This is a genomic window from Fulvivirga sp. M361, from assembly GCF_007097395.1.
Taxonomy (GTDB): domain Bacteria; phylum Bacteroidota; class Bacteroidia; order Cytophagales; family Cyclobacteriaceae; genus Fulvivirga.
Genome location: NZ_VKDC01000008.1, coordinates 245,814 through 260,723 on the forward strand (window position 1 = coordinate 245,814; position 14,910 = coordinate 260,723).

General features: G+C 43.7%; 5 protein-coding genes. 3 read left to right on the top strand and 2 right to left on the bottom strand.

Annotation, left to right across the window (positions count from 1 at the left end; translation table 11 throughout):
• Window positions 1–50 precede the first annotated feature (50 nt).
• On the top strand, window positions 51–854 hold the full coding sequence (locus tag FNH22_RS11610; RefSeq protein WP_185154191.1) for a type II toxin-antitoxin system antitoxin SocA domain-containing protein: 804 nt from the start codon (window positions 51–53) through the stop codon (window positions 852–854).
• Complete coding sequence (locus tag FNH22_RS11615) at window positions 844–1,194, top strand: hypothetical protein (RefSeq protein ID WP_143398543.1); 351 nt, start codon at window positions 844–846, stop codon at window positions 1,192–1,194. The genes FNH22_RS11610 and FNH22_RS11615 overlap by 11 nt, the downstream gene beginning before the upstream one ends.
• A 356-nt stretch (window positions 1,195–1,550) precedes the next feature.
• Here FNH22_RS11615 and FNH22_RS11620 read toward each other — a convergent pair whose 3' ends face one another.
• Window positions 1,551–7,055 carry an ELWxxDGT repeat protein gene (locus FNH22_RS11620; protein WP_143398544.1) on the bottom strand — a complete coding sequence of 1,835 codons (5,505 nt, stop codon included), beginning with the start codon at window positions 7,053–7,055 and terminating at the stop codon, window positions 1,551–1,553.
• 343 nt (window positions 7,056–7,398) lie between these two features.
• Entirely contained in the window at window positions 7,399–11,562 is a 4,164-nt protein-coding gene (locus tag FNH22_RS11625; RefSeq protein WP_143398545.1) for a hybrid sensor histidine kinase/response regulator transcription factor, read from the bottom strand.
• A 273-nt stretch (window positions 11,563–11,835) separates the two neighbouring features.
• On the opposite strand from FNH22_RS11625, the gene FNH22_RS11630 reads away from it, so the two are divergent.
• Window positions 11,836–14,910, top strand: a complete 3,075-nt coding sequence (locus tag FNH22_RS11630) for a TonB-dependent receptor (RefSeq protein WP_185154192.1) — start codon at window positions 11,836–11,838, stop codon at window positions 14,908–14,910.

A 14,910-nucleotide genomic window follows, 5' to 3' on the forward strand; every position in this document is an offset into this window, starting at 1 on the left:
AAAAGAGAACAATGGGTATTTTTGTATTGTTAAAAGTTGAAAGTCCTATTATGAAAGACAAATTGTCACAAGTGAAAATTGGTCAAAGACTTGCGGAGCTTCGTAAAAGACGAGGTTTCTCGCAAGAAGATCTAGCTAAAATTGTTCAGATCTCAAGGCCTTCCATGGCCCAAATTGAATTGGGTAACAGAAGTGTAAATATTATGGAATTGCAACGTTTTTCGGTTGCACTTAGCTTTTCATTGGACGATTTCGTTTCGATAGATTTTCTTATGGATCAAGATGTGGAAACCCAGCCTGTGAAGGAAAAAGATGTAGTAAGGATTTCTGTACCCTCGCTTAAGGTTAATAAGTTCAAAAATGTACTGCTATATATTCTTGAAAAGTGTGCGGGCAAGCCAAATGTTGGAGAGACGGTGCTATACAAGCTTCTTTATTTTTCTGATTTCAATTATTACGAATTATATGAAGACCATTTGACCGGAGCCAGGTACAGAAAACTACCGTTCGGACCTGTTCCCCAAAAACTGGATGCTATAATCCAACAAATGATTGAAGACAATCAACTACAAAGAATAAAGACTGAATATCACGGATATCCCCAAACCCGTTATTTACCCTTGGAGAAATCCGATTTGACAGAGTTGAAAGCTAGTGAGAAAGAGGTTATAGATAGGGTGATTGAGCAATTAAGTGACTGGTCAGCTTCAGCTATAAGCAACTATTCACATAAAGATATGCCATGGCTGGCTTCAACAGAAGGAGAAGATATTGACTATGAATTGACGTTTTACAGGGAAGCTCCATTTTCAGTCAGGAACTACGGGGAGGAAATGGAAGAGCATGAAATATGATGAACTGGAAGAATTCAGGAAAGATATAAAGAAGCTTCTTAAAAAGTACCGGACCTTAAAAGATGATTTAGAAGTAGTCAAAAAAGTTTTGGATATAAAACCTGAAGCGAGACCACCTTTTAGTTTCCGGATTGACGGCTTAGGAATTGAGACGTGTGTAATTAAGGTTAAAAAAATAGCTTGTAAGGCCCTGAAGGGTAGAGGAGTGAACTCAGGTTTACGACTTATATACGCTCATTTTATAGAAAGTGAGCGTATTACATTTATTGAATTATATCATAAAAGTGACAAACACAACGAGGACAGGCAAAGAATAATTAAAAACTTCAAACAAGATTAAAGATAAGACCGGTACGTCTGTTCCAACCAAGTAAAGTGTAGTTGCATTCTTATAAATCAGCTTCTGAATTTTACAGGAAGTGTGGATTTGAAAATCCGTATCCGGGTAAAAATGATCTAAAGATTATTGATGGGTATCTCAGTCGTAATATAGGATGATGTATTTAGGAGGGAACAATTCCAGTTGGATCGTCCCTGTTGCAGTTCGATCTCTGATGTGCACATGAAAAAGAGGAGATCGTCTCAAAAACCCGATCATGAAAGTTGGAATAAGGTTGTTTTCAGTAAAAAGAGGCTGCCCTTCTTGAAGACAACCTCCCCGTTCGGCGGACCCTCTGCTTATTCTGTGTTCAATTTCTATTCGTTTTTCACTACTTTAAAGTTAACCGGAGTATCATTGTCAGGAATGACCTGTAGCATATAAATACCTGCCCGGAGATTAGCGGATATATTCAGTTCTCTCTGCCCCATGGGAATGGGTTTACGGTAGAACAACTGGCCGTTGATGTCTCGCAGTTCTACCCGGCCGCTCTCGATGTGGTTTGGAATATAAACAGTCAGAATATCATTGAATGGGTTGGGGAAAACCGTCATGGTCTGGTTAGCCCTGTTTTCGTTTGGTTCAGAAGAGGTAATACTTACTTCAATAGGTTCAGCCCCCCAAACCAACATGTCATTTTGGTACAGGGTGACCTGATCATTTTTTATCCATACATCAGTGGGCAGGAAAGAGTGATCATCGGTTTCATTGAAGGCCGTTGAGTTGCTTTTTGTAACCCGTACCTGGATAGTGCCTGACACGGCGCCAGTGACCAAAACCCCCGCCCCTGCATCGAAAGTAAGCTCCAAATACGTGTCGGCACCTTCCCGGGCCGGATCAAGTGCCACAAAAGCAGCTTGAATGTGTTCTATTCCAGGTCCGGCCTCCTGGATGAAAACTTCCAAAGGAGAAGGGCCTTCATTCGTAAACCAATAGCGTAATTTGATATCCTCGTAAGGCACGTCTACTTCCCTGTCGTTAACAATGCGAAAGAAAAGCGTCAGTTGATCGTCTTCGGGGCTGCCTTCGTTGCGGGATTCCACCCAGATCTCATCTGTGAAGCTACCCTTGTTTTTATTGATGGTCAGTATATTAGACGGATAAAAACTCTCGGAACTCGTATTCTTAGCTTTTACTACATAATAATGTGATCCCGGGCGACTGTTTGTAGTGTCTACAAATGAAGTTCCATTTATTTCATCAGCCACTTGTTGATAATTAGTCCACGGCGTACGACTGCGGAATATCTGGTAAGTGGCATTGTAAGAGGAATCAGATTCGGTCCATTGCAGTGATACGTCTCCGTTGGAGGTTTCCGAACCTCTCAGGTCATGGGGAGCAAAAGGAACTTCCGCTTTTGGTGTAGCTGCGAGTACATTTGACCACGGGCTGTCGCCTTCACCATTGTAGGCCACCACTCTAAAATAATATTTTGTGTCATTCGTAAGGTCTTTTATTGTAAATCCTGAGGCATTCCGCGCATCCACTTCCTTGTCCGGAGACGATTCGTTCGTTCCATAAAGGACCCGGTATCCGGAAGCATAGGGTACACTTTTCCAGAGCAAAGTTACACGACTATTTCTTTCATGGGTTTTTACCAGTGCCGGAGCTTCGGGTTTTGCCATTTTCACATCGATAGCTTTGGATAATGGGCTTTCTCCGGATGAATTAAAGGCAGCAACAGCGACATAGTTGACAGCATTTTTGGGAAGGTCCAGTATATGGCTATTGTTATCTGCTCCTTCGATGGTAACCGACTGGTTCAGTTGTGACGGACTAGTCCCATAGTATAAGGTATACCCTTCAGCATTGTCCCGCTTCCACCATTTCAGTTCTGCTCCGGACGTGGATACCTCAGCCTTAAATATACGTGGTGCGGGCGGGACTTTCATACCTGAGTCCCATTCCAGTCTGCAAACGCTATAACCGGGGATAGTGACGACTCCATCAATCATGTCAACGATGTCGCTTACGGTGCCAAAACCTTGATTTGCCAGCGGACTGGAGCTACTCACGATTACTCTTGTAACATTTGCAGGAAGGCTTAACCCCCGGATAGTAATATCGTGAGGTATATCTGATTTGTTTGTGAGCAAAATATAATCCTTATCGTAAGCGCCACGATAGCTATTGGCGTAGATGGCCGGGATGTTATCTACCTGGCTGTTAGAATGCTCTGCCAATACCGTTTCTCCCCCCGTCACCTGCGTATCCCAGCTATAGTTACTCCGGTTCAATGCTTCCACCGCTGTGAGTATAGCGCTGCCTGCAGGCACAATGTCAAAACCATATTGGATCGTATCTGCATTAAGTTCGATGTCACCATTGAAGGCCGCTTCCAGGAGGCTGTTATGGTTGAATTCGGGTCTTATTACATTGGTATTAAAAACGTGGAGCCCCAGGTATCTGGCATTAGGAAAGGCAGTATTGCGCATAAGGTATTCCGCGTTGTATAACCCACTGTAAAAGGTACCACCCAACGTATTGTTGAATACATTATACTCGGTAATGATATAAGGCATATCTGTTCCGAAGCCGTTGCGTACTTTTAGAGGAGCATCTGTACCCCCGATCTGCAAGCCTGCATTCCCATTTCTGATCGCCAGGGCGTCCGAAGGATTACTGTTATTAAAGGCAGCGTAGGAGTGCATGGAGTATATGTCCCAAAACCGAGGAGTAAAGTCGCGTACCTGTTTGGAAAAACCTGTTTCAATATCAACACCCCAACTGGCGCTGGGCGCTGTTAAAGCTTCCGGATAGTTCAGTTTGATAGCATCACTGATGGGGCGCATTTTAGCGGCGTAATCCGTACCGCCATTATAAAAATAATGATTAAGACTGGGGGTAAAGAAAAAGGGCTCATTGTTAAGTTGCCAGTACTCCACTTCTATGTGATTATCCTTACAGAACCTGGCGAAAAGACCCGCCTCTTCAGGGTCACCCATGAAGCCGGGCCAGGTAACGATCAGCTTACCACCTACTTCACCCAGCGCCTGGTACAGATCATAGACCAACTGGGGCCCCTTGGCTTCTACTCTGCCATAAGCTGTGATCTGGTTGGGCACCTTACGGAATTGATCGATCCATTCCAGCTCGTACGTACCGGTGTTCATATTAAAAGGATCGGAAATGGTGCCTGAGAGATAGCGCATCCAACCGGTTTTACCCGCTTCGAGAGCCTCAACAAATTCCGGATTTCGATAGCTCCAGGCCAGGTCCACACTACGATTATTATAGCCAAAAACCCCTTCTTCCATATCATGACCACTTTCAATATTGATGTCTACGGTGGCTTGCGCATTGATGCGACTGTTCAAAAATATATCTATCGCAACCTGTAAAAGTGCTTCATTCTGATCTATGATCGTCTGGTCGTTGCTGTTAATGAAAATATCAACAGCGTCCGTGATAGCGTTCTGAAGAGGTAACTTTGCACTGGCCGGAAATTCTCCCACAGCGTTGCCAATGGACGATGTGGTCAGTAATGAAGAAGCCGCTACAATTTTTTGGCGCAGATAGGATTTATTGACAGATCCGATCAAAAGGTCATCCATAAATACATTGCCCACATCAAACATGTAGGGAACGGAGATTTCGAGATCTGTTATATCATCTGTAGCTATAAGCAGCGGAATGTCCTCGGCGGTGAGAGTGGACTGTCCGTTTACTTCCATACTTATCAAGTCCGCTACCATGTCTATTTTTAATACCACCTGGTGGTCTACATTTTTTGGTACGGAGGTTTCGGAAATCAGGTTGACTGTTGCGGTGGGGTCACCCGATCCATTAACGGAAGTCACCAGTTCAATGCCATTGTTAAAACGAAGTTGGGCTATGGTTTCACCTGTACTGTTTTTAATGGCTATGGGTACATTAATGGTATTTCTTTCGGTATTAAAAATGAAACCAATGAAGGTAGTGCCTGAGGCGGCCCCGAAAGTACGGCGCGCAGTGACCACGGGCTGCCCCGGGTTGTAAAACAGAGAGAGGCGGCCCTCTTGAATAAATACGCGGCCTGTCGTGTTAGGCTCACTCCATCCATCGGGAAGGTTCTCACCAAAAAAATCATCAAAAACGAGAAAGTCCACGGGTTCTGCCGTAATACCCATACCGCTTACAGGAACCCTCACGGTGGCTACTTCATGCCCTTCAATACGGATGGACTTTTCAAAAACACCTGGTATGGCAGGGCGAAAACGGACGTGGATGGTGGTATTGATCGTACCGCTCTGGTCCGGGTTGACCTGTATGGGATCTGACTGAAAAGCTCCGGCGTTGGCCAGTGAGATCTCAAAGCCGTCGTCTGCAAAAACGGTAATCGGACCAGACAGGCCACTGTAGGTCACGTTAAAAGACTGAGAAATAGAAGACTGCCCTATATTTATACTTCCAAAGGGATCCAACGCAGGGACACTCAGAAATTGCTGAGGATTATAGGCATAAAGGTTACTTCCAAAACTTGTATTTTCAGTTGCAAAGTAAATACGTCCATTGCTTAAAACCACGGGTTTTGGTGACCCTGGATTACTTCCACCCGCACCTTCATTGATATCGGCTGCCAGGAATACATTATCGCCATCTGTAGCAAATAACTCTCTGCCTGTTTCTCCAAAAGGAGATCCGTCAGTAGTTTGGGCTACAAAATAGGCAAAACCTCCTGTAAAAGCGAAAAAATCGGGCCCAGAGCCACCACTGCCCGGGAAAAGATCTGTAATTTGATGTGTGCCGTCTGCAGTGCCATCTGTGACCCATGGTTCATTACCATTGCCTCCATTGGCCTCGAAGTATGTCTGGCCTGTTAATGGGTCGGCAATTTGATAGATCGGATTGGAACTGCCGGAGCCGGTTCTGAGCTGCCTGATCAGTTGCGTACCCGCTACCGTACCATCGCTTACCCAGGGCTCTATCCCGGAAGAGCCGAATTTTGCTCTGAAGAATAGCTTGTCACCGGATACGAAAAGGTTTTTCACATCGGCCTGAGCAGTGGGACCTATATTGATCTCTTTCCAAACCTTTACGGTTTCATCATTTGTATCGAAATAATGAAGTTCCTTTCCTACAGCCGTTCCACCGTCATTGCCGCGAAAAAAAAGGGTGTTCAGAAAGATGGCAGCATGCTCGGGGACGGTCTCTCCCAAACCACTACCGGCGCCCGGAAACAAGTCTCCAACCATGCGAGTATCTGTTGTGGTCCCGTTGGTGATCCATAATTCTATTCCATTCGTACCATCATCGGCGCGAAAAAAAAGCCAGGTGCCGTTCTGTCCAAACATCTTTTCGGTATTGGCTTGCATACCCGTTCCATTACCAGGATTGATGTCTTTGACCAGCACCGTTCCGGCAGTAGTGCCGTCTGTCTTCCAAAGTTCTTTGCCACTGGTTCCATCATTAGCAGCAAAATATACTTCTCCATTAAATTCGATGAAGTCTTCCGGGAAGCTGCTGCCTGATGGGCTTATGTCTTTCACCAATCGTGTGCCCGCGGAGGTGCCATCACTGAAGAACAGCTCCTGACCACTGACACCGTCGGTTCCTCTAAAGAGCACACCATTGCCAAAAGCAATAATGTTTCCGCCCATGTTAAGGTCGCCGTTCGGGTTGAGGTCAGTGACCATCTCATGATTGTCTGTAGTGGCGTCATATACCCACAGCTCATTCCCGGATATGCCGTCATCAGCCTCAAAGAAGATGCGGTCTCCTGCCTGTATGATCGAATTGGCCTTCAGCTGTGATCCGCTGAAAGCTGTGATTTTTGTAAGCTGGGCTTCTGCTGTTGTAAGGACACTGAAATACAGGAACAGAATAAAGTAGATAGATCTCATAGCTATGATTTTTATGTTTTATTCAACCGGACCGTTGAATCCGGATGTGTAACCCGGATTAAAACATAAATCTAGTGACAGGCTGTGAAACAAAAATCTCAATTTAGGGGTGTAAATGTAGCACAAGAGCCAGGAGAAGTAGTGTTATGAGATGAGAAGGCAGTAAGCAAAAAGCAGTAAGCGATGTGGTTTGTAAAGTTTTGCCAACTGCCAATTGCCCACTGGCGACTTTATTATCGGTTAACCATCATTTTCAACACAAGTGATGACTGAAAAATAAAGACAATGCAGGCGTGAAATGACATTAGCATATAGGCCGATCCATTTTACAGCAGTGTTGTTATCATCTGATGATGTCTTCCAGGAGGTTCGTTCTTATTTCTTCTTTCACGTTCTGTTGGTTTTGAACCCCTTTCATGAACTCGGTGGGACTCATATCATAGTGCTTTTGAAAACACCGGCTGAAATATTTTTGGTTTTTAAAGCCGGTCATGTAAGCGATCTCTGATATATATAGACTGCCGTCCTGCATTAATTGAGCAGCGCGCTTTAACCGTATTTGCTTAATAAGGTTAACAGGCGTTTCCTTTAAGATTTGCTGAACTTTTCGGTATAAGTTGGCGCGGCTCATACCTGCCTCCGAAGCCAGGTATTCCACACTTAGCAAGTGATCGTCTATTGAACTTTCGATGATCGTGACCAGCCTGCGGATAAATTTTTCATCATGTGACTCTTCGTTCACCATTGAGGGCTCTGCTGTAATTACCCTGCTATATTTTTCCTTCAATTCCCGCCTGGTTACCAATGTATTCCTGACCTTCCATTTTAAGAATTCCAGGCTGAAGGGTTTTTCAATAAAGTCGTCGGCACCCAATCCTGTACATTGTATTCTGACCTCTTCAGAGTCCCTCGCGGTTAACATAAATACAGGAGTGTGCTTCAAGTCGGGTTGCTGTTTTAACTTTTTGAGTAGTGAGACGCCATCTTCCACAGGCATAAGGATATCGCTGATGATCAGGTCAGGCTTTTCAATACACGCAGTCTCAAACCCTTCGGCTCCATTGACTGCAGTTATAATATGGTAGTCAACCGCTAATTCTTCGCTTACCATTTGTTGCACTTCCTTATTATCTTCCACGATCAGAATTTTTGCAGCATTCCTTTTTCCGTTATAGGCTGAGGTGGTTAGTGTTTCAAGCGATTCATCGGGCCGATGCAGTACCTGATCGCTTTCATAATTTTTTTGATGTTTCTGACGTTCTTTCTTCTTGTAATGTTCTTTTTCAATGGGCAGGTAAAAAATGAATTCACTGAATTCATTCTCTACACTTGTTACCGATATGGTCCCATAGTGGAGCTCTACCAGTTTTTGTACCAGTTCCATACCAATACCGGTTCCGGGCACCTGATGAGTAGGTAATTTTGTCGATTGATAGTAGCGATCAAAGATATAGGGAAGATCTGCTTCTGGAATGCCAATTCCGTTGTCCCGAACAGTACATTTCATATATTGTCCTTTTTTAAGGGAACTTTCTGTAGCAATGATCTTATGATCAGTCACTTCTTCCACCTTTATCTCGATCTTTCCTTTCTCAGGAGTGTATTTGAAAGCGTTCGAAAGCAAATTGAACAGTATTTTTTCCAGCACTTCAAAGTCAAACCAAGCCCTGATCATTGTGTGGTGTGATTTCAGGAGATATTCGATGTCATGCATGTGGGCCAGATCATTAAAGGCATTTTTTATTTTATGGATTCCCGCGATGACGTCCTGTTTCTTCACCGCCAGTTTAAACTCACCCACATCATGTTTTCGGATATCCATGATCTGATCGATCAGTCGGTTCATCCGTTTGGAATTATTAAAAATGCGTTGTGCAGTGATCGGGCCTAGTTTATAGTTTTTTTCCCTGATCACTTTTTCGATGGTTCCCTGTACCAGGGTCAACGGAGTTCTGAGTTCGTGTGATATGTCTGTAAAGTAGACCATCTTCATTTGGTGATGTTGTTTGTCTTTTTCATGACTGATCGTCTCCTTTAAAAGGTTTTGCTTAAGCTGATACCACCTTATGGAAAGTACAATAGCTACAGTGAGCATTGCCAGTATTAAGATTGTATAGATCAGATAGGCCCACCCTGTACGCCAGTAAGGAGGTTCCACCGTAAAAGTGACAATGGCCGGGTCATGGTTCCAGACACCGTCGCTATTCGAGCTTTTTACTTCAAAAGTATAGCTGCCAGGCGCCAGGTCATTATAGTTAGCGTAACGATTTTCTGCCGTGGTATAGGTCCAGTAATCCTTTACTTCTTTTAAACGGTAGGCATACTCATTCTTTCCGGGCGAGGTCAGGTCCAACGATGAAAAAGAGATAGAAATATTATTTTGGGAATAGGGAATGACAATCGAACCTGAACCCAAAGGTGATACATAAATACTTTTCTCTTTTATTACCGACTCCTCACTTCCTTTGGGAGGGGTTTGTGCTAACAACTTAAAACTGGAAATTATGGTTAACGGCAGAAGCCTTTTTCTTTTATACGCTTTATTCTTTATTTGGTGAACTCCGTTCGTTCCTCCAAAAAAAAGGTAGTCACCGGCAATGCCGGAAGTACTTGAATTATATTTAAAATCACTTTCTATTACCCCATCAGATACACCAAAGCTTGTAAAAACTTGATTTTCGTGGTTATAAACAGCCAATCCATTACCGGTGCTGATCCAGGTGCTACCATTTGAAGCAATTTCAATGGAGGATACAGTGCTGGAGGGAAGCCCGTCTTTTTCTGTGAATGTGATGAACCTTTGATCTTTATGGTCAAAAAAGCTTAGCCCTCCACCACGTGTTCCAATCCATATATTTCCATTTTTATCTTCTCGTAAGCAAAGAATGGCATTGGAATATAAGCCGGACTTCCTGGAAGGCTTTATTTCGTCAAATGTTTCATTTAAAAGGTCTACACGGAACAGACCTTTACCTCTTGTGCCTATCCACAGGCTACCATGGCTGTCATACAGGAGGGTGGATACATGACAGTTTTTAAGCCTGGCAATGAGCTGTTTTTTGAACGGACTGAGCTTGTTCGTGTTATTGATAATATCAATACCGCCAACCCAAAGTCCTAACCATGTTTCATTGTCATTAATTTGAACAATATCCATGACGCCTGCATACTCATTCTTAACAAGTGTTACTTGAAGAGCTGCAGTTCGGTGCTTTTTTACTTCATACAGATTTCTGTAACTTCCAATGAGGAGGCCGTCTCTTTTATAATTAGGCCGGATGCAGGTAACCCTGTGGTTCAAATGACTTAACTTATGGTATGTGTTGCGCTTTAGATTATACTTATACACGCCACTATTCGTACCTACCCAAAGCACATTGGGACCTTCCTTTAAAATTGAATTGACGCTGTGATTAGGAATGGATGGTACTTTCTCATCGATGGGCAGGAATTGGTAGAATGAGTTTCTGTCTGTGAGTTTGTTGACACCCCTTCCGGAACCAATCCATAAGTTTCCAAAACGGTCGACTACCAGGGAACTTATGCGGTTGCTGAGCAAAGAACCCTCCGTTTGTTCATGCTTTGAAAAAAGACCCCATTTGTAACGGTTGTTGATTCTTCTTCCCTGGTACAGGCCGTGATTGGTACCCACCCACAATGTACTATTGTTGTCTATGGTCATAGAAGTTATATCAACTTGTGGTTTATGCGGGCTTAAAAAATCAGTGTAGGATTCAAGTACCTCAAGATGGTCTGCGCTTTTGGTATAGCCCAGCCGGTATATACCCGCATTAGTGGCTACTAATAGTGTATTGTTACCACCGGCAATGATCAACCTGGTGTCTTTTTGAAACCCGGTGGATCTCTGTTGAAAATCAGGCCCTAGTAGGGAAACACCTTTGGAAGTCGCTACCCATTGCCTCCCAAAATTGTCTTCATATAAGGCGTTGATCTCATTCTTATTGGTACCGGATGGTATAATATGTTGAAAACGGGTTTCGAATGTTGCCTTGTCCTTGCTGTCAGCAGGGTTTATCCTGAATATCCCGGTTCTTGATATGGTACCCCAAATGGTACCGTCGTTACCTTCTATCATACAGCGTGTGTAGCTATCACGGTGATAATTCCTGAACTGTTCATACCTCCTGTCAAAAAAGACGAGGAAACTTTCAGTGCCTATCCAAAGATTTTTGTCGCTGTCTTCTACAATGGAGTTGATGGTATTATTCGGGATAGAATTGTCATCAAATACGTTAAACTTAAACGGTTTTAACGTATGACCATCATAACAGTAGAGGCCGGTGTTCGTTCCGATCCACAAAAAACCAAAACTATCTTCATACAGTGTGTTCACTCTTTTATTGAAAGGTATGCCACTGGCATTCAGTTCGTGAAAAAAAGTATTGTTCCACTGCCCCACAGCTATTGCAGGATGCAATATGATATACAAAATGCTGCTGAAAATCAGTATTTTAGAAAGTAAGGTGGGTTTTAATGAAACAGGCATCGTGCAGTTTACAAACGTTTGCAATAGTTAAATATACCGAAAATTACGCTGGCCAAGTCCTGTAAGTTGCCACTGATACTTAGTTCCGCTTATAAAAGTATTAAAAAATATAAATAAAGGTCAAAAAGTCCTGGTGTTGCAACATATGTGGGATCATAATGAGACGTTTGAAAGTGTTCTGACAGCTACATTGCACTCATATAGTAGTCTGGATAGAATTACATGAGGCCAGGCAAAACCAAATCTATTTGCAACAGCTAAAATCAAATGTGTATGAAGAGATCTGTTACTGTTTTTTTACTTTGTTTCGCCTTTTGTGCAACACAGGCGCAACAAGAGATTACCGGTAGGGTACTTGATGAGCAAGATGATGCGTTACCTGGAGTTAATGTTCTTATAAAGGGTACGAATTCCGGTACAGTCACTGATTTTGATGGGAATTTTACTATCCGCGCATCGAAAGAAGATGTCTTGACTTTCTCTTTTGTAGGCTATGCCAGGAAAGAGGTGGTGGTCGGCGCCCAGACAAGCATTACCGTATCGATGGAATTGGATATTTCACAATTGAGTGAAGTGGTAATTATAGGTTATGGCACAGCCACCAAGAAGGACCTGGTATCTTCAGTGGCACAGGTCAAGGCCGAGGAAATTCAGAATCAACCTGTAGTAAGGCTTGACCAGGTACTGCAGGGACGTGCCACAGGAGTGGAGGTGACCTCCAACAACGGAGCGCCGGGTGCGGCCGCTACTATCAGGATCAGGGGTAATAGTTCTATTAACGGAAATAATAATCCCTTGTATGTGGTAGATGGTCTTATCACGGGAGTAGATTTTGATCTTAACAGCTTAAATGTTAATGATATTGAATCTGTAGAGGTATTAAAAGATGCCACTGCGCTTTCCATTTATGGTACCAGGGGCGCTGCCGGTGTAATTTTGGTTACTACCAAGAACGGAAGCTCTCTTCCGGCCGGAAAACCTACCATCACCATTAATCAATATTACACTACTCAATCGGTAGCCAATGAAATTGAGATCATGGGAGGGCAGGATTACCTCAACTACATCAACGAGGCCGGGCAGTTTGTTCCCGGGCCTCTGGTAACTGTTGGTGATAGCGAGCTGTCATTAGGGATAACCGATGACTCCCTGCCACTGCTGTTCCCCGACCCCTCGTCCGTACCTACTACCGACTGGTTGGATCTTATTACTCAGCGTGGTGCCATTAGCAATACGGATGTATCCATTTCAGGAAATTCAGAGAATGTGAACTATTACGTTTCGGTTAACTACTTTGACCAGGAAGGTATCGTTAAGAATTCCGGAATTGAGCGCTTGACCGTTCGCACCAATCTGGATGTTAATCCTTCGGACAAATTTAAAACCGGGTTACGTTTGAATGTTTCCAATTTTAGAAGGGAGAACAACAAGGTGAATTTCAGTGGGACTGTGACCAGTGTGCTGCCCATACGTTCGGTCTATGACGATGATGGCAATTTTACGAATTCGAACCCTGTCAGTGGTGTACTTCAAAGAAACCCTGTGGCGGACTTACAATTACGTGAAGATCATAACCTGGTGACCAATATCATTGGAAATTATTATGCTGAGTACGAGTTATTTGAAGGCTTTAAGCTCAAGACGACACTTGGCGCTGAGTTGAGTTTTAACAAGGCAAATGATTACCGGTCGGGTGCTTTGCCGGAGAGGCTGGCCAATAATGAGGGAGGTCTTGCGTTCGTCAATGATACTTATAGAAAGAACCTGCTCAACGAAAATACTTTTCTGTACGAGAAAAGCTTTAATATCCACAGCCTGAAGGTACTGGGCGGTTTTACATGGCAAAAAGTTACTTCTGAAACGTCCGAATCGTCAGCAGAGGGATTTCCCAATGACGCTGTTACCTTTAACAATCTGGCCCTGGGCTCTAACCCGGATACCTATGTCGTAGGATCAGGATATGATCAAAGGACGCTGGCTTCATTTTTGGGACGTATCAACTATGGCTATGCGGGGAAATACCTGTTGACCGTTGTAGGCAGATACGATGGGTCCTCTGTCTTTGAGGAAGGTAACAAATGGGGTTTCTTTCCTTCTGTAGGTGCTGCCTGGAATGTTGATCAGGAGGGCTTTTTTGACGCGCTGGAAGTTTTTAGCAGTGCGAAGATAAGAGGTAGCTATGGTGTGGTGGGCGAACAAGGTGTTGACACCTATAACTCCATTGATATTTTCAGACCACAGAATACCTATTTTAATGAAGCACTGGTAGGAGCAGTCATATTGGACCGTGTAGCCAGTCGCGGGCTAAAATGGGAACGTACCGAACAACTGGACATCGGTCTTGAAGTAGGTTTTTGGGGAGAACGTCTGAGCCTGGAAGTAGATTATTACAATAAGACCACCAGGGACCTGCTGCTTAACAGGGAATTGCCCACGACAGCAGGAGGACCTCAATTACAGAATGTAGGGTCCGTGAGAAACAAAGGGTTTGAATTTTTATTGAATACCATCAATGTCGATAAAAGAGATTTCAGATGGGAAACCACTCTTACCGTTTCTGCCAACAGAAGTGAAGTGTTGGATTTAGGAGGCGAAGAATTTATTACACTTCAAAGTACAGGTAACCAAGGGGGTGCTTCGGCGCGTATCATTGTAGGAGAACCTCTTCCGGTATTTTTTGGTGCGGAGTACCTGGGTACTTATAAAACGGCTGAAGAGATCATAGCCGATGGCAGGGAAAATATATCTTTTCTGGGTAGCCCGAGATTCAGGGACCGGGACGGCAACAGTGTGATCAATGTAGAAGATTTTGTAGTGCTCGGTACCCCCCAGCCCGATTTTTACGGAGGGATCAGAAATAAGTTTTCATATAAGGGACTTACACTGGACATATTTTTTCACGGCCAGTATGGAGGAGAAATATTCAATATTTTTGCTCAAAGAGGCTTCTATGGCAGAGGAGATGAAAACCTGTTGCCAGAACTGGTCGGTCGTTGGCGGGAAGGTGTAAATGAAGGTTCGGATATTCCCAGGGCAGGTACTTCTACCAGTGTATTCAACCCAAACAGTGATGTGAATGTTGAGGACGGGTCTTTTTTACGCCTTAGACAGTTGACACTGGGCTATGATCTTCCGTTGAATAAATTCGGTGCAGACAATCTTTTCAAAAACATATATGTCTATATATCCGGAACCAATCTATGGTTAATTTCCGACTTTAGATTAGGCGATCCGGAAGTGAATAATTTTACAGCAGGAAGTGGCTTCGGTTCGGTTTCACAGGGCTTTTCCTCAGGTGTTTATCCTTATGCCACAAGTTTTACAGTAGGAGCTACAGTTACATTTTAA